Annotated in this window: 16 protein-coding genes; 12 read left to right on the forward strand and 4 right to left on the reverse strand. The window is 46.4% G+C overall.

Annotation, left to right across the window (positions count from 1 at the left end; genetic code table 11):
- Nucleotides 1-123 precede the first annotated feature (123 nt).
- The 12 genes from trpB to xthA all read left to right on the forward strand — a co-directional run bounded on the left by trpB (nt 124) and on the right by xthA (nt 13384).
- A complete protein-coding gene (trpB, locus tag L5M18_RS09145) occupies nt 124-1314 on the forward strand; it encodes a tryptophan synthase subunit beta (RefSeq protein WP_198780365.1) in 1191 nt (396 codons plus the stop codon).
- 5 nt (nt 1315-1319) lie between these two features.
- A complete protein-coding gene (gene trpA / locus L5M18_RS09150; RefSeq protein WP_168824199.1) occupies nt 1320-2141 on the forward strand; it encodes a tryptophan synthase subunit alpha in 822 nt (273 codons plus the stop codon).
- Between the two features lie 246 nt (nt 2142-2387).
- Nucleotides 2388-2819 carry a glycerate kinase gene (locus L5M18_RS09155; RefSeq protein WP_263196647.1) on the forward strand — a complete coding sequence of 144 codons (432 nt, stop codon included), beginning with the start codon at nt 2388-2390 and terminating at the stop codon, nt 2817-2819.
- Between the two features lie 71 nt (nt 2820-2890).
- Nucleotides 2891-3175, forward strand: coding sequence for a DUF2798 domain-containing protein (locus L5M18_RS09160; RefSeq protein WP_028761002.1), 285 nt, complete (start codon nt 2891-2893; stop codon nt 3173-3175).
- 733 nt (nt 3176-3908) lie between these two features.
- The gene (locus L5M18_RS09165) at nt 3909-5423 is read left to right on the forward strand and encodes a lysine N(6)-hydroxylase/L-ornithine N(5)-oxygenase family protein (protein ID WP_263196649.1); all 1515 of its coding nucleotides are present in this window, start codon (nt 3909-3911) and stop codon (nt 5421-5423) included.
- 2 nt (nt 5424-5425) lie between these two features.
- Nucleotides 5426-6205, forward strand: coding sequence for a GNAT family N-acetyltransferase (locus tag L5M18_RS09170; RefSeq protein WP_411569269.1), 780 nt, complete (start codon nt 5426-5428; stop codon nt 6203-6205).
- Nucleotides 6174-8102 (forward strand): IucA/IucC family protein, encoded by a 1929-nt coding sequence (locus L5M18_RS09175; protein WP_263196650.1) that lies wholly within the window; start codon nt 6174-6176, stop codon nt 8100-8102. Before L5M18_RS09170 ends, L5M18_RS09175 begins: the two co-directional genes overlap by 32 nt.
- A gap of 95 nt (nt 8103-8197) precedes the next feature.
- A complete protein-coding gene (locus tag L5M18_RS09180) occupies nt 8198-10402 on the forward strand; it encodes a TonB-dependent siderophore receptor (protein WP_263196652.1) in 2205 nt (734 codons plus the stop codon).
- Nucleotides 10403-10543: 141 nt separating this feature from the next.
- Nucleotides 10544-11614, forward strand: a complete 1071-nt coding sequence (fhuF, locus tag L5M18_RS09185) for a siderophore-iron reductase FhuF (RefSeq protein WP_263196653.1) — start codon at nt 10544-10546, stop codon at nt 11612-11614.
- A 113-nt stretch (nt 11615-11727) separates the two neighbouring features.
- On the forward strand, nt 11728-12273 hold the full coding sequence (locus tag L5M18_RS09190) for a septation protein A (RefSeq protein ID WP_028761007.1): 546 nt from the start codon (nt 11728-11730) through the stop codon (nt 12271-12273).
- Nucleotides 12273-12572, forward strand: coding sequence for a YciI family protein (locus L5M18_RS09195; protein WP_028761008.1), 300 nt, complete (start codon nt 12273-12275; stop codon nt 12570-12572). Before L5M18_RS09190 ends, L5M18_RS09195 begins: the two co-directional genes overlap by 1 nt.
- Nucleotides 12572-13384, forward strand: a complete 813-nt coding sequence (xthA, locus tag L5M18_RS09200; protein ID WP_028761009.1) for an exodeoxyribonuclease III — start codon at nt 12572-12574, stop codon at nt 13382-13384. Before L5M18_RS09195 ends, xthA begins: the two co-directional genes overlap by 1 nt.
- 991 nt (nt 13385-14375) lie before the next feature.
- Here xthA and L5M18_RS09205 read toward each other — a convergent pair.
- From L5M18_RS09205 to L5M18_RS09220, 4 genes are all read right to left on the reverse strand, one after another.
- Nucleotides 14376-14801 (reverse strand): SMI1/KNR4 family protein, encoded by a 426-nt coding sequence (locus L5M18_RS09205; protein ID WP_105252108.1) that lies wholly within the window; start codon nt 14799-14801, stop codon nt 14376-14378.
- Between the two features lie 187 nt (nt 14802-14988).
- Complete coding sequence (locus L5M18_RS09210; RefSeq protein ID WP_028761011.1) at nt 14989-15357, reverse strand: SMI1/KNR4 family protein; 369 nt, start codon at nt 15355-15357, stop codon at nt 14989-14991.
- 493 nt (nt 15358-15850) lie between these two features.
- On the reverse strand, nt 15851-17302 hold the full coding sequence (locus tag L5M18_RS09215) for a methyl-accepting chemotaxis protein (RefSeq protein ID WP_263196654.1): 1452 nt from the start codon (nt 17300-17302) through the stop codon (nt 15851-15853).
- Nucleotides 17303-17406: 104 nt separating this feature from the next.
- On the reverse strand, nt 17407-17898 hold the full coding sequence (locus L5M18_RS09220) for a DUF1097 domain-containing protein (protein WP_263196655.1): 492 nt from the start codon (nt 17896-17898) through the stop codon (nt 17407-17409).
- Nucleotides 17899-17963 lie beyond the last annotated feature (65 nt).

A 17963-nucleotide genomic window follows, 5' to 3' on the forward strand; every position in this document is an offset into this window, starting at 1 on the left:
CTCAACAAACAATATGAACCTATTAATGCCAGTGGCCAAATAGATAACGATGCGGTTAACCCCAAGACGCTGTTAGCACCATCAAGCCACTGACAAACTGATTGATAAGATAAGGAAAAAGGTATGTCAACGTTAAAGCTTAACCCTTATTTCGGCGAATACGGCGGCATGTATGTGCCACAGATTTTAGTGCCAGCCCTTAAGCAATTAGAAACTGCCTTTGTGGAAGCACAGGAAGATGAAGACTTTAAAGCCGAGTTTACCGATTTATTGAAAAACTATGCGGGTCGCCCAACAGCACTCACCTTAACTCGCAATTTAAGCCCAAATCCTATGGTAAAAATCTACCTTAAACGGGAAGATTTACTCCACGGCGGCGCCCATAAAACCAACCAAGTGTTAGGCCAAGCCCTGCTGGCTAAGCGCATGGGTAAAAAAGAAATTATTGCTGAAACCGGCGCAGGACAACACGGCGTTGCCACCGCCCTTGCCTGCGCGCTGTTAGGCTTAAAATGTAAAGTCTATATGGGTGCCAAAGACGTTGCGCGCCAATCACCTAACGTATTTAGAATGCGTTTGATGGGTGCGGAAGTGATCCCTGTCACCTCAGGTTCTGCCACCCTAAAAGATGCCTGTAACGAGGCGATGCGCGACTGGTCTGGCAGCTACGAAAAGGCCCACTATCTTCTGGGCACCGCTGCGGGGCCACATCCGTTCCCAACCATAGTGCGTGAATTCCAACGCATTATTGGCGAAGAAACCAAGAAGCAAATGCTTGAGCGTGAAGGTCGCCTGCCCGATGCGGTTATCGCCTGTGTGGGCGGCGGTTCCAACGCTATCGGCATGTTTGCTGACTTTATCGACGAGCCAAGTGTCGAACTGATTGGCGTCGAACCTGCGGGTAAAGGCATAGACACGCCAATGCACGGCGCGCCGCTTAAACACGGTAAGACTGGTATTTTCTTCGGCATGAAAGCGCCTTTGATGCAAGACAGCGAAGGGCAAATCGAAGAATCTTACTCGATTTCAGCCGGATTGGACTTCCCCTCCGTTGGCCCGCAGCACGCGCATCTTAATGCCACAGGCCGCGCCCGTTATGAATCGGCTACCGACGATGAAGCCTTAGAAGCCTTCCAACAACTGGCGCGCTGTGAAGGGATTATCCCCGCATTAGAATCGGCGCATGCTATCGCCTATGCCGTGAAAATGGCGCGCGAGTGCACCAAGGAAACCATTTTAGTGGTCAATCTTTCCGGTCGTGGCGACAAAGATATTTTCACCGTTTCTGACATTTTGAATGGTAAAGAGGAATAATAAACATGAGTGACACGTCTACCAACACTGGCCGTTACCAAGCCACCTTTGCCAAACTCAAAACTGAAGGTCGTGGCGCTTTTGTCCCCTTCGTCACCCTTGGCGATCCTAGCCCTGAGTTATCGCTAAAAATTATCGATACCTTAGTACAAAACGGTGCCGATGCCTTAGAACTGGGTTTTCCGTTTTCCGATCCCTTGGCCGATGGCCCTGTGATCCAAGGGGCTAACCTGCGTTCTTTAGCCGCTGGCACGACTCCAACGGCGTGTTTTGAATTACTGGCGCAAGTACGTGCAAAATACCCAGAACTACCAATCGGTTTGCTGCTGTATGCGAACTTGGTGTTTGCTAATGGCATAGATGCGTTTTACGCCAAAGCGCAGCAAGCGGGTGTGGATTCAGTACTTATCGCCGATGTGCCAGTGGAAGAATCAGCGCCCTTTAGCGAAGCCGCTAAAGCCCATGGTATTGCGCCGATTTTTATCGCGCCGCCCAATGCTGACAGTGAAACCCTTGAGCAAGTGAGTAAAAGTGGTGAAGGTTACACCTATCTCTTATCCCGCGCAGGGGTGACAGGCACAGACACGAAAGCTGGCGTGCCGGTAGAGGAAATTTTATCTAAATTAAAAGCCTTTAACGCCCCGCCACCGCTCCTCGGTTTTGGTATTGCCGAGCCTTCACAGGTAAGCGCCGCCATCAAAGCGGGCGCTGCAGGGGCGATTTCTGGCTCTGCCGTAGTAAAAATCATCGAAACCCACCAGCACGATGAAGTTAAGCTACTTGCAACGCTTGGGGAATTTACTCGCGCAATGAAGGCTGCAACCTAAGCGAGTCTTGATTTAAATAATCCAATATAAATCAAGAATTCAATTACAAATAAAATAAGTGAGGTAGACTCGTCGCCTCGCTTATTTTGTTTGTATTTACCAAGCTCTATGTTTACTCAGCCTTTATCTCCCGCAAACACTATCTATCAAGGCAATACTGACACTCACGCAGTACTACACTGACAGCGTATTTATTTAGTCACAGTTCCTCGATAGAATGCCCTATCGAAGAAAAACGGACTTTTTATGCAGTATCGGATCTATATTCTCGAATTAACGCCTTGGGGCTGTGGTTTTGAAGGTGAAGTTGCAGGTAAATGCGATAATGGTGCGCCAATTTGGTTTTACTACCAAGGTAGCGATCAGCAGGCCGAAATTCGCTTTCCGGTTAACCAATGGGTCACAGTTGAATTGCTTGGCCGATTAGCAAGTGCCAGTCTTCAAGCAGATATGATTAAACAAACGCCACACCAGCATCTGAAATTCCCGTTGCATAACTGTCACTTTGAAGCTTCGGGACAAATCATCGAAATCAGCCAAACACCCGAAGATACAATTTACCTGTTGCAATCAAACCTACCGCTCCCCTTTGATAATGAACTTGGGAAATCCCCTATCTCGCTAGGCCATTGGGTCAATGTTACAGGCGAGCTTTGGGTAACAAATTGGATGAATTGAGTCGATAAAAAAAGGTATAGTGCTAGCCTGTAACAAATCATTCGCCTGATACATATCCATTAGAGGATCCGATGACCATTTCTAAATCTTTACCCGATAACAAACCTCGTACTTTTTTGGGAACACCCAAATTACCGGCCAAGTATGCCACTGTGGTGATGCCATTTTTTCTCTCTATTCTCATGAGTTGTATCGTTTCTGGGATCAGCACTTTCAATGGCGTTGGCGCTTCACCGCAATTTCTCGAACTCTGGCTCGGCGCTTGGCTGATCTCATGGGTTGTCGCCTTTCCGACACTGCTGATGGTGTTACCTTTGGTGCGTAAAATCACAGCTCATTTTGTCGATTTACGCTAGTTTTACGACTTAATCTTCCGATTTAACTATTTTATTTCAAAGCCGTTTTAGGACGGCTTTATCTTGAACTCCTTCTCTTATGCGTACAGCAACTAAAAATTACATCGATAATTGCTCGATCTGTTCCCCTGCCAATATTCACTTAAACTAAAACAGTACGACCTACACCATACCAATCGTATTAAATCAAAGCGCTCATTGAGCCCCCTGTCCACGCTTTACAATGGATTTACACTGACCGTTTAGCGGCACCTATGTTTATTGTATAAGGATGACATGACTTCTACCTAAATCAATTTTCCTCTGCTCTCGAACCAACTCAAGCATTAATGTAACCCACTGTATTTATATATTTTATAAAAATAGCGCTCGTAAAACCCTAAATAATATATCCCCAAAACGCTGCCTAATTATCACTCCTTTTTCATTTACTTATTTGTACCATTAACCGTATCCGCCCCCCTTATTCATCAGTTAAAAGTATTAACCCACAGCCCCGCTCAAATGAGAATGGTTTGCATTTGAATATTTTCACATGCTAATTTACCTACCGTTGTCGGGACAGAGACAGCAGGAAATGGCCTAAGGACTGAGCTAAAAATAGCGAGTTGATCAACGCAAGATAAATAGCCAAACAGTCTATTTTGATAACCGCATTCACTTTGGTTTGCGTCCTTAGGTAACTGATTACTGGATCGGCAACGCGCAGTAGCATGTTGCCAAGGAGGCGTAAGTGAGTACACAGCAAAGGGAAATGGATCGCGAAATCTTTGATCTACTTGGCATAGGCATTGGCCCATTCAATCTTGGCCTCGCCGCCTTATCAGAACCTATTGACGGCTTTAACTGCTTATTTTTAGATGCTAAAACCAGTTTTGACTGGCATCCAGGCATGCTACTCAAATCCTCAAGATTGCAAACACCCTTTATGTCGGATCTGGTGACTATGGCCGATCCCACCAGCCGCTACAGCTACCTTAATTTTGCCAAGCAAACGGGCAGACTTTATCCCTTTTATATTCGTGAGAATTTCTTTTTACCCCGCCACGAATACAACTTGTATTGCCAATGGGTGAGCCAACAACTCAGCAACCTTAAATTTGGTTTTAAGGTCACTCAAGTGGATTACAACGCAGGTGAAAGTATTTATCGAGTTACAGGTTTTGATAGGCGCAGTGGTAAAACCCATACCTATCAATGCCGAAAGCTAGTGCTAGGCACTGGCACTGAACCTTATCTACCAAAGGATTGCCCAATCCAAGATGCACGGGTCATGCATACCGCCAGTTATATGCAGCAAAAAACCTACCTGCAGAGTCAGAGTGCCATCACAGTAATTGGTAGTGGCCAGAGTGCGGCGGAAGTGTTTTACGATCTACTGCAAGATATTGATACCTATGGTTATCAACTCAATTGGATGACACGATCAGCGCGTTTTTATCCCTTGGAATATACCAAGCTTACTTTAGAGATGACCTCGCCAGATTATGTCGATTACTTCCACGAGTTGACCCCTAATCAAAGATGCTCACTGATCGCCAGCCAGAAACAACTCTACAAAGGAATAAATTCTGAGCTGATAAACGACATTTACGATTTGTTATATCAAAAGCGCCTATTGGCCGATTTTCAATGCCGACTGATGACGAATGCGGCGCTGACTCATATCGAGCCCCAAGCCAATATGCTCAAGTTGCATTTCCACCACAATGAAAAAAATCACACCTTTGAGCAAGAAACGGGCGCCGTCATTTTAGGCACAGGTTACCACTATCGTTTACCCGAGTTTATCAGTGGTATTAAACAACAAGTCGAATTCGATGACGCCGGACAACTTAGCGTGCAGCGTGATTACAGCATAGATATTCGAGGGGATATTTTTGTCCAGAATGTCGGTTTTCATACCCATGGGATAAGCTCTCCAGATCTGGGTATGGGCTGTTATCGCAACGGCACCATCTTAAAAGCCGTGCTCGGTTATGCGCCCTACCACATTGAGGAACATATCGCGTTTCAAACCTTCGATCCGGCCAAACTTGCCAGTCATCAGCCCTGCGGCGCCAATGCAATTAACACGCTGGAGCTTAATCCAAGACATTTTCCTAAGGCGCCGCACAGAAAAACTCAAGTTGATGCGCCACAAACTATCCCTCCAACCAAGATTCCAAGTTCTGGCGCAAGTTCAACCGTGAGTTCAGGCGCGGGAACCAATATGCCGGTCTTAATGGCGCCGAACCAGGAGGCATAATAATGGCAAGCCAATTTAGCAACCATTGTTTAACGCAACTATGTTTAATGCAACTATCCGCTATTTCGAGCATTAATGGTTTCCAACTCAGAGCGTTAGACCTTACACAAGACATTCCAACACTACAGTCTTGGTTTAACCAAGATTACGCCAAGTTTTGGGGTATGCAGGGCTTGAACCTTGATGCCATAAAAAATCTGTTAGCAACAACAGAACACAAGTTTGCCTTGATAGGTGAATGGCAGGCCAAAGCGCTATTTATGGTGGAACTCTACGATCCCGTCCACGATGAAGTCGGCCAGCACTATCGTGTTGCGCCGGGTGATTGTGGTATGCATCTGATTATCGCGCCGCCCGATGGCAAACCCGTCAGCGGCTTATCCTTGAAGGTGATGGATGCGATAGCGCAGCTCGTGCTTGAAAAACTGGCCTTTAATCGCCTGGTGGTTGAACCTGATCAACTCAATAGCAAAATTCATCGCTTAAATAGCCTGATAGGCATTCGCTATGAAAAAGCGATTCAGTTAAACACTAAAGCTGCTTTCCTCGGATTTTGCACTGCGGCCCAGCGCCTTCGACCATCGAGCACGCCCTCTTTGACGAGCCTAGCCCAAACAACCTCAGCCCAGCCAAGCTCAGATCAGTCCGTCTGCTCTGCCAAACTTAGCAAGCCCAGCCCTAGCAAAGCCAAGCTCGCTCGCGGCATCTGCAATCTCTCCCATGACATTATCGACTCTTTAGGTGAATTAGATGAACTTACCCACAAAAGCCTTATTAATTAACCCATTGCCAACGCAAGATCATCATGATCAAGCAGTACATGCTCAACAAAGCCCGGCGCTATCGACAACATCGACTTCTATGCCGGAGCATTTGACTCCCGCCTATTGGCAAGCGGCTAATCGTCATTTAGTGAAGAAAATCCTCTGCGAATTCACCCACGAGAAGCTCATTACCCCGACCCTGTACGGGCAAAAAACGGGGCTCAACCACTATGAACTCAGGCTCAAAGACAGCACTTATTATTTTAGTGCACGACATTATCAGCTAGATCATCTCGCGATTGATGCCGATACCATCCGCGTTTCACTTGCAGGCAAAGAACAAACCCTCGATGCGATGTCGCTGATCATTTCCCTTAAAAATGACTTAGGGATCAGTGAAACCTTACTGCCCACGTATTTAGAGGAAATCACTAGCACCCTTTACAGTAAGGCATACAAGTTAGCGCATCAGGCGATTCCTGCAGCCACGCTAGCGCGAGCTGATTATCAAAGCATAGAAGCGGGTATGACAGAAGGTCATCCGGTGTTTATTGCCAATAATGGCCGGATTGGTTTTGATATGCAGGATTACCGTCAATTTGCCCCTGAAAGCGCGATGCCGATGCAGTTAGTCTGGCTTGGAGTCCGCAAAAACAAAACCACGTTTGCCGCCCTCGAAAACTTGAGTCACGACGCGTTACTCAAGGAGGAACTTGGCCAGCAGTTCACTGACTTCCAACAACGTCTTAAAACCCAGCAGCATGATCCACAGGACTTCTACTTTATGCCAGTGCATCCTTGGCAGTGGCGTGAAAAAATCGCCCGCGTCTTTGCCGGCGACATAGCCCGTGGCGATCTGGTTTATCTTGGTGAAGGCAATGAGCAATACCAAGTGCAGCAATCGATACGCACTTTCTTCAATCTTGCATCACCGCAAAAGTGCTACGTCAAAACCGCGCTTTCTATCCTTAATATGGGCTTTATGCGTGGTCTATCGCCCCTTTACATGAGCTGCACACCGCAGATCAATGCGTGGGTTGCAAACTTGGTTGAAAACGATCCTTACTTTGCCCAACAAGGCTTTGTGATCCTCAAAGAAATTGCCGCCATAGGTTATCACCACACCTATTACGAGCAGGCTCTCACCCAAGATAGCGCCTATAAAAAAATGCTTTCTGCCCTGTGGCGCGAAAGCCCACTGCCACACATTGAGCCTAAGCAAAATCTGATGACCATGGCTGCGCTACTGCATACGGATCATGAAGATAAGGCCCTTATTGCAGCCTTGATAGCCGCCTCAGGCTTGCCAGCAAAGGATTGGGTCAGTCGCTTCTTAAACCTGTATTTATCGCCGCTGTTACATGCCTTTTTTGCCTACGATCTGGTCTTTATGCCCCATGGTGAAAACCTGATCTTAGTGCTCGATGAATATGTGCCAGTCAAGATTTTGATGAAAGACATAGGCGAAGAAGTCGCGGTACTCAATGGCGCGAAGCCGCTACCTGATGATGTAAAACGCCTTGCGGTGAGCCTTGAAGAAGAGATGAAGCTTAACTACATCTTACTGGATATTTTTGACTGTATTTTCCGCTATTTAGCACCGCTGCTCGATGAGCAAACCAGTGTCAGTGAAAGCCAATTCTGGGAGTTAGTGGCGGACAATGTACGTGATTACCAAGCCCAGCATCCACATTTGGCCGACAAGTTTGCCCAATACGATCTGTTTAAGGACAGCTTTGTACGCACGTGCCTCAATCGTATCCAATTGAATAATAACCAACAAATGATAGACCTCGCCGACAGGGAGAAAAACCTGCGTTTCGCCGGCGGCATCGACAATCCCTTGGCGGCCTTTAGACAAAGCCATGCCTTTAAGCGCCCTATGCTTAGCAGCGCTGAGCAAAGGAAACGTTAACACACCACAAAGTGGATAACCCCGAAACTTTAGCTGGGCCAATGTTGGCCCAGCTTGTTTAACCCCCAACCTAAACGGAATTAAAGATCAACATTATGAAGACTTTTCCTCTCTCCAGCATCGCACTCGTCTGTCGGCAAGCCCTCGTTAACCCGAAGCTATTGCTGTGCTCAGCCATGTTAGCCACGGTTCCCCATGCCACAGCTGACACTGTCGATGCGGATAGTAAAACTAAAAAGCACCAGAAAGAAATTGAAGTCATCAATGTCATTGGCGCTAAGGATTTACACGACAACCGTTATAAAACCCAAGCGATGAACACGGCAACTGGGCTCGATTTATCCTATCTAGAAACGCCGCAGTCGGTCACTTCTATCACCCGCCAGATGATGAACGATCAACAGCTTAATAGTGTCATTGATGCCATGACCAGCGTTGCGGGGATCAATGCCCGCCCAATGGATAACGACAGATACAGTATTAGTGCCCGCGGCATTGCCGTGACCAGCATTTTGTACGATGGCGTACCCACCACCTACGATACCCGCTTCAACTATGGGGATAATCTGATCGACACCGCCATCTACGAGCGAGTAGAAGTGGTACGCGGCGCGACTGGCCTCATGACGGGAGCCGGTAATCCCTCGGCGGCCATTAACCTTATCCGTAAACGCCCGACTCAAGAGTTTATGGGCAACACCTCGTTAAGTGTGGGCTCATGGAATAATGTGCGCGGTATGGTCGATGTTTCCAGCGGCTTAAATGACTCGGGTTCTGTGCGCGGTCGCGTGGTGGCCGCCTATCAAGATAAGGATTCGTTCCAAGACAGGTACGAGCAGCAGCGCACAACGCTATACGGCATAGTCGAAACCGATATTGGCGATAGCACCTTATTCACCCTTGGTGTCGATTACCAAGATGCTACGCCGAGCGGCACTATGTCGGGCGGTTTACCGCTATTTTACAGCGATGGCAGTCGCACTAATTATGATCGTGCCACTTCAACGGCGCCCGATTGGGGCTCGGCGCATACCCAAGGCCTCAACACCTTTGCGAGTCTCGAACACAGATTAGATAATGGTTGGAACCTAAAAGGGACTTACACCTACGGCGATAACTCATTGGAGTTCGATGTACTATGGGCCACGGGATATCCTGATCCTGTAACCAATATCGGCGCCACTGCAGGCTCTATCGCCTATGTCGACGGCAGTCGCACCCAACACAATGTGGATTTGCGCGCCGAAGGACAATACCAACTCTTTGGTCAGGAACATCAATTGATGTTTGGCTGGAATGGCCAACGCCAAGAGTTCGCCAATCCCTACTATTATCCCACTGCGGCAGTACCGCCTTTGGGGGATTTTCGCGATCCGAACTTCCAATATCCAAAACCTCAATGGAAGGAAACTTATACCACGGGTTCATTTGGCGAAACCAAACAGAGTGCAGCCTATGTAGCGACTCAGCTTAATCTCAGCGACGCTTTAGCTGTCCTCGTCGGATTACGCCTCAATGAGTGGGAAACCGACCAAGATAATTTTGGCAGCCGCTACGATTTCAGCATCAGCAACGAACTCACGACTTACTTCGGCCTCACCTACGCCCTGACCGAGCAATATTCGCTCTACGCCAGTTATACGGACATTTTTGCACCGCAAACTAAGCAAAGAATCGATAAAAGCTACCTAGATCCAGTCAAAGGGAAAAACTACGAAGGCGGGATTAAGGCGAGCCTGTTCGATGAGGCTTTAGATATGTCGCTGTCGGTGTTTGAGATCAGACAAGACAATGTCGGAGTCAGCACTGGCGATGTGATCCCAGGAACGACAACGCAAGTGTATGAAGGCGTAAACGGTACAAAAACACAGGGATTCGAATTTGAATCGACGGGTAAAATCACTGATGACTGGAATGTTTACTTAGGCTACACCCAGTTCACTAGCGAAGATCCTAAAGGCAAACGCATCAGTACCATCTCACCACGTCAGCAGTTAAAACTCTTCACCACTTATACCTTTGGTGGTGATTGGCATAAGTTGCAAATTGGTGCGGGGGTTAACTGGCAGAGCCGAGTTTACCAAACGGTTAATTCGCCACTTGGCAAAGTCGAAGTAGAGCAAGGCTCCTATGCACTGGCGAGTCTGATGGCAAGTTACGCCTTCACCGAGCAACTTAAGCTTAGCGCCAACCTGCACAACGCCTTAGATAAAACCTACTACAGCCAAGTCGGTCAATACAGCCAATTCCAATACGGTACGCCGCGCAGTGCCAGCTTAACCTTGGACTATCGCTTCTAAGTCAGACTTTTATTGAGATAGTTCGAAAACCCTTGTGAGCCCAAATCTTGGGCCCACAAGGTCCTCATCTATTGGACTTATCAATAATAGCGGGGCTTATAAATCACAGCGGCAATCAATCACAGCCATTAAGGAGTCACTATGGCAAGCCAACGGAGAGACACCAGACTGCAAACATTATGCGATACAGCGACAAGCCACAACGCGTTGAATCAAACTATTTTGTCACTCAATCAGCTGTTACATCAACGGGCACCCTTCTATGGCGAGCTCCTTAGCGCAACGCAGTCACCTACAGGGCTCAGTTTTGATGAATGGAGTAACGTCGATACTTATCAAAAACTCATTGCACGTTTTGCCATCGCACACCCTAGCGCAGAAACTCAGAGTGAAACTGAAACCGAGGCGACTAAAACAGCTGCAAACAGCCGAGCGCACGCTTTCGCCAGTAAAAGCGCCTTAGTCAGTAAAAGCGCTACGGCCAGTAGAAAAGACACTCGCAAAGCGCTGCATTCACTTTGGGGTCAATGGTATTTTGGCCTTTTAGTTCCGCCTGTGATGGAGTGGATTTTTAACGCAAAAAAAGCCGATTTCGAGCCTATTCACTGGCAGCCACAGTCCGTGTTTATGCAGGTACACGCCAGTGGCCGAGTGGCAAAATTTGAATTTAAAATAACAAAGCAACAGCCAAATACCGCTTTGACCTTTAAAAAACACCACGGCATCGAACCACTTTCCCAAATAAACACTAAGCCAAGTTTCAAGACAGACACTAAGGTACACTCGCCATTAACCTCATATAAGCCGCCAGTTGATAAAGAACTCGCCCTACAAGGCTTTATCTTAAACTTACTGCAACCGAGTGTTGAGCGCCTACTCACTTTGAGCCCCGTGCCCGCTAAATTATATTGGAGTCACTTAGGCTATCTGATCCACTGGTATCTAGGTGAGTTGGGATTATCTCAGCAGCAGAGTCAGCAACTTAAGCAAGCTCTGTTTCGCAGAACGACCTTTTTTGATGGCACCCAAAATCCACTGTATAACAGCATCAATTTGATTGTTGAACCAAAAGAAGGCAGCACAAACATCCAATGCATTCGGCGTACTTGCTGCCTAAGATATCAACTCGCCAACACTGGCCAATGCCACGATTGCCCACTACTAAGTCGCCCTAACGCTAAGACAAACGCCGCCAAACAAGCACAAGTCTAACTTGCCCATTAAACCCATTTAATGGGCAAGATCGCAATCCTAGGCCCATGGTGCTTTTGCCCTTATGTTGCACATGCTACACTCAAGCCCATGTCTCTTTAACATGATTATTTATGAAACAACTGCTTGATTTCCTGCCCCTCGTCATCTTTTTTGCCGTTTATAAATTTTTCGATATTTATATCGCCAGCGGTGCATTGATCGCAGCCACCGCGCTTCAATTGATCGTGACCTATGCGCTATATAAGAAACTTGAAAAGATGCACTTAATCACCTTTGCGATGGTGACAGTGTTTGGCACACTCACTTTAGTGTTTCACGATGATTCTTTTATCAAGTGGAAAGTGACCATTATCTATAGTTTGTTTGCCATCGCCTTAGGTGTCAGTCAATTGCTCAATAAATCGATATTAAAGTCGATGTTAGGCAAAGAAATGCAAGTAGACGACAAAATTTGGGCTCGCGTAACTTGGTATTGGGTGATCTTTTTCGCCGCTTGTGGCCTAGTCAATATTTATGTCGCCTTTAGTTTGCCATTAGAAACTTGGGTCAATTTTAAAGTGTTTGGTTTAACCGCTTTAACCTTAATTAATACTGTCCTGACCGTATTTTATCTTTATAAACACCTTCCCGAAGATCAACGCAAGGAACTCAAATAATGTGGTATATGATTTCAGCTCAAGATTTTGAGAATAGTTTAGAAAAACGTTTAGCCGCACGCCCAGCCCATTTAGCTCGCCTGCAAGCCCTCGCCGATGAAGGTCGTTTACTGATCGCTGGCCCACACCCAGCCATCGACAGCGAAAACCCAGGTGATGCAGGCTTTAGTGGTTCACTGGTTGTCGCAGATTTTGAATCCTTAGTCGCAGCAAAACACTGGGCTGATGCCGATCCCTATATCGAAGCGGGCGTTTACCAAAGTGTTGTGGTTAAACCCTTTAAACGAGTCCTGCCTTAATGAAAATAGTGTCCTTTAACATCAATGGTCTGCGGGCACGCTTGCATCAATTGCAAGCCTTAATCGATAGCCACCAGCCCGACATTATCGGCCTGCAAGAAACCAAAGTGCACGATGAGGCGTTTCCATTAGCCGAAGTCGAAGCCATGGGATATCAAGTGCATTACCACGGCGGTAAAGCTCACTATGGTGTTGCCATGCTGTCTAAAGTCGCACCAGAAAAACTGCAAAAGGGTTTTCCAAGCGATGATGAAGATGCCCAGCGCCGCATGATTATCGGCACATTTACCCAAGCGAATGGTCGTCCATTGACTGTGTTCAACGGCTATTTCCCCCAGGGCGAAAGCATAGACCACCCCACAAAATATCCTGCTAAACGTAAGTTTTATCAGGATTTAATGCACTACTTGCAGACAAATCACAGCAACGATGAAGATATCGCCATCATAGGTGACATCAATATTTCGCCGACCGATTTAGACATAGGCATAGGTGAAGTCAATCGTAAGCGTTGGCTAAAAACCGGCAAATGTAGCTTCCAACCGGAAGAGCGTGAGTGGTTAAAAACCTTACAAGACTGGGGCTTAATCGACACTTTCCGTCAATTACACCCAGAGCGCATCGAACGTTATTCTTGGTTCGATTACCGCAGCAAAGGTTTCGATGACAACCGTGGCCTGCGTATTGATGTGATTTTAGCAACGCCTTCACTGGCAGCACGTTTAGTCGAATCCGATGTCGATTACGATCTGCGCGGCATAGATAAACCCTCAGATCATGCCCCCATTTGGAGCACGTTCAAAGAGGCTTAATCAGCTAACGTTCGACCATCTTAGTAGATATAAAACATCGGCTTAGGTCGATGTTTTTTTATGGGCGAAACATATTTTATCTTTGTTGTTCGATGAATGGTAAATGAGTCAGGTTTGATACTGAACGTAATTCACTTTTGGACAGATATGTCTTGAAGACGAGTGTTTGGGGACCAATAATTTTAGTTGTGAGGAGTTTAGCGTTTGCTGATATCCACTCACACGTGCTTGCCATGGTATTTGCTCGTCGACTCGCAGCCAGTCCATCCGTGGATGCTCGACCGCCCCATCTGATGTGAAAGGATTCACAAATGCCGCGATGGCATGGACGCCAAAGAGCGGCCATAGGGCGGACGGTCGTCTCGCAAATCACCATGGCTCACCTGTTTAGCATCGACGAAACCTGTTTGTTTTAAAGAAATACGTAGCATGCTTTGGGACAAAAACGTGTTAGGTCATCAGCTATAACAGGTGAATTTCGCATAGAAATTTCTATGGTGTAACGCCTTGCTCAGTTGCATTTTTGGAGTAGAAGCTTTTGTGTTATCAAACACAAAAGAAGGAACGGAAAAATGTCAGATGCAGCAATTTGTTATGTTCGCATTCTGATAATACTATCAACATATTGACGGACCATTATTCAACTTTCACATAGAAGCAATTACATTTACAACTGAAAAGACCAATTTGAGGATCTTTAGGTGTAATGCCCTTACGTTTAGCTTGTGAGTTAGCAACTTCTACAGCGTGCTTAATCTCATTAATTTCTTTGCTAGAGAGCCTTCTCGTATGCCCATGTACAGGACATCGTTCTCGTTCTCCATCACCCGATATTCGCTCTCCTGACATATTGATGCCCTCTTTCTAATTTCTACCGCTTTAAACATAACGCCGTCAGCAACTGCCGGAGTGAGTTGGAAGCTTTTTTACGTCTTTTTGCAAAAAAGAAGACAGTTTACGGAGGTCAGATTGACTGGCCTTGTTAAACATTTTAGAACTTGAGCGAATAACCACTGGAAACCCACTCATTGAAATTTTCCGCCAACAATACCATAGACTCTTTCGTTAAATCGCCGAAAGGTACCCTATAAACTGGCCAGTCTTCTGAACTTATATTATGTGTGGTATCGAAGACAATTGACTCTCCCCCACCATCTGAACCAATAGCAACCAACCCAGGCAAGTATTGCTCGTAGCAATAGGCTTCTGTTAATTCGGATATCTCTTTAGCGCTCCAGAGCACAACTGAGTCATCTGGTTCTTGCACGCCAATCGGAGTTTCTGCCCCATTAGTTTCAAGCAAGAACTTCTTATACTCACTCGGAAGATCTGTTCCTAACCATTTCTCAAGAGCCTGAATGTCTTCAGCACTTGCTGGATTTTCCGGATATTCGAATTTATCTCGATATTTGCTCATAATGCTTAACGCCCATTTAAGGGGCTGATAATCGTTTGCTAAAATTGTGTAGCGAAGCGAAGTCGAGCAAACTGTTAGCAGTCCCGCTTTAAATGCTTGTATGGGTTAACGTTTGGCTAAGGGGCAGGCTTTAACCCATCACTGAGAGCGGAGCGAACGATTTGAACCACTATTTAGGCTATCACAGTTACTCAAGGTCTACACAAACCTGCTTGTGCCATGCAGAAAGATTCGGCCATTCTTCCTTAGTGCTGCCGTTGTGAGACCAATAAATTATCTCACCCGTCTTTGCTATGCAGAAATAGTCGCCATTATCCTCGATGAATGGCAAAAGGTCTCTTGGAAGACCCATGACATTCCAGGCTGTTTCAGCAATGTCAAAGATATCAAGATGGCCAGAGCCGGGTAAAATTACCGCAGGCTCAAAGGTAGCGTTTGCAACATCGCTGCCAGACTTCAAAAATGATCGGTAGTCATCATGAAAACTGATGCCCAGTTTGCTTTCTGCGCTAGCTATTTCAGTATCTGTCGGGTTTCGAAATGGATCGTTATTCATAATTATTGTTGCCTAACGTTAAGCGGCGTCCCAAGCCAATTTTAATTGACCGAGGCGAACAAGTGATACTCTGGTGAACGTTTATCATCAACAAACAATTTAAAATTGCTTGATATCCCTCTTAGATATTGCCAATAAAGGTTAACATAATCATTCACATAGAAACAATTAATTTCCTAAAATTCTATTTTTGCAAAACACAGATTTCCACCGCCAACCATTTCAACCACAGTGAAATACCCTCCGCAAAAAGGACATTTTCAGACATAACTTTCTCACCTGAAATCTATGACCGTCAATTTAGATAATGTCACGCTGATAGAACGGAATGGGGCAATATAACTAAATAGTTCTTTGGGTACTTCCAAATTAAAATGGCGGAAATCTAAGATTTCCGCCATTGTCGGATGATACGTTACTACTTAACATGAGACTCAGTATCGGGCGTTATTGCTCAACACCCCATGCCGACGACTCACCTTGAAAGTGAACATTAGCTAGTATGATACTGCTTTAAAATGCCATCTAACTCGACCGAGGCATGGTGCAGATCATTAGCTAAGGTCACACTGCGCTGGGCTGTTTGTTTGATAGTTTCCGACTGATGGCGGATTTCATTCAATTGTCCGGCAATGTCGCGAGCGGCGACACTCTGCTCTTCCGCCGAGGCGGCAATTTGGCTGCTCATATCAAATACCGCATTGACCGATTGCGCCATGCCTTGAACATCATCACCGACGGCGATAATCGCACTGCGACCTTCATCGGCCTGATCGACTATTTCCATGGTAATGCTCGATAAACGAGTCGTGCCAGATTGTAAGCCTTCAATCATGGCCTGAATTTCTACCGTGGCCTGTTGAGTTCGACCCGCTAAGGTACGCACTTCATCGGCTACCACAGCAAAGCCACGACCTTGCTCACCGGCACGGGCCGCTTCAATGGCCGCATTTAAGGCTAATAAATTGGTTTGCTGGGAAATACTGTTAATGGTTGTGACCACGGCATCAATACTCGCCGCATCCTTAGACAATTGTTCCACCGATGAAAACGCCGCGCCAATCTTAGTTGAGAGTAAACCAATGCTTTCCACTGTATGGCTAATACGCCCACGACTGGCCAACATTTGGCTTGAATTTTCCTTGGTTTGCAACGAAGTATTACTCGCATTAACAGAGACTTCTTCAATCGCTGAGGTCATTTGCGCCATCGCCACGGCAACGGAATCGAGGAATTGATGTTGGAACCCAATCAGTTTATCACTGGTGGCCGCCTGTTGATTAAATTCATCGGATGCCAATGATAAGGTCTGTGCATTTTTGCCAATGGCTGACACCATTTCACTCATATTGTCGGCGCAGCGATCGATTTCGCGGGCAATCAAACTGAAATCGTCAGTACCAAAGAAGTTTAATCTAAAGCTCAAATCACCATCGGCTAAGCGTTTGATGGCTAAGTACATGTCCCATAATCCACCACCGAGTGAAGTCGAAATCCAGTAACTCAGTTGGAATAAAGGCAACAAGCCCACTAATGCTAACCAGAACATAAAGTTAGCATCGCTACGCGCATCGGCTTCCCACTCATGGACATTCTGTGTCAGTTGTAAGGCTTGACCTGACACACTGGCGCTGGCCGTCACTTTATCCCCTTGACGCTGCGCGTCACTTTGCCTGGAAGTTACAGTTAACCCGTATTGACTGGCAAATTGAGATAAGGCGTCAGCTTCTAGCTTTTGCGCCATTGCAACTTGCGCTAAGGTATCGACGCTAGCTTGAACCCGAGCGATAGAGGCCTGCTCAAGGTTACGGTGCGCATGTTGATAGTTGACAAGCGCCACGGCGGCCGTGATCAGCGCCACCATAGAACACACTACCCAAAACTTTCCGTTGAGACTGAACTTGATCAATATGGCATCAATGGTACGAAACTGGATTTGTTTCATCTTGATAATTCCTAAGAACAAAATGCTATTTGGCACTAAATCAGCAGTATAGCTCAGATTGTCACGACAACTATGTCAGTCATAAGATCTGAGTAGGTATTATGCTAATCAGCGCTAGCAACTTGGTTACGTGTGGCGGCAGACCACTTTTGTGTCAGAGTAACCAACTGCCCTGTTAACAAGCTCATGCTAAAACCTAATAAGCCACCAATGATCAACGACGGCACGACATTGGCCACATCACCCGCCATAGCAAAGGTAATGCAGCAGCCAATAAAGGCGCCAGGAATAAAGCTAAGCTTTTGATAACTTGCCTGTAAACACATGGCCGAAGTGGCTATGCCGGTAAAAATATACCCAAATACGGGCGAAATAAAAAAGCTGCTACCCGAGATAATGAGCCAAGCCCAAAATACACCGGACAGGTTTGTGCACCACGCTATCATCACGCCCTGAAAGCCAGCCTTAGGTTGAGCAAAAAAAGTGCTACAACCTAAAAAGCCGATCCAAGTGACCAGATGAAAAGCATCTGCGACGCCACACCAAATAGCCGCCAATAGGCCGGCAGAAATAGCGACTTGCCAACGATTTTCCATGGATGACCCCTTTAGTAATTCTATTCACGGAAGTTTAATACCCTTGGGCGCTCTAAAATGTGTAT

The sequence above is a fragment of the Shewanella sp. SM20 genome, from assembly GCF_025654545.1.
In the GTDB taxonomy this organism is placed as follows: domain Bacteria; phylum Pseudomonadota; class Gammaproteobacteria; order Enterobacterales; family Shewanellaceae; genus Shewanella; species Shewanella oncorhynchi.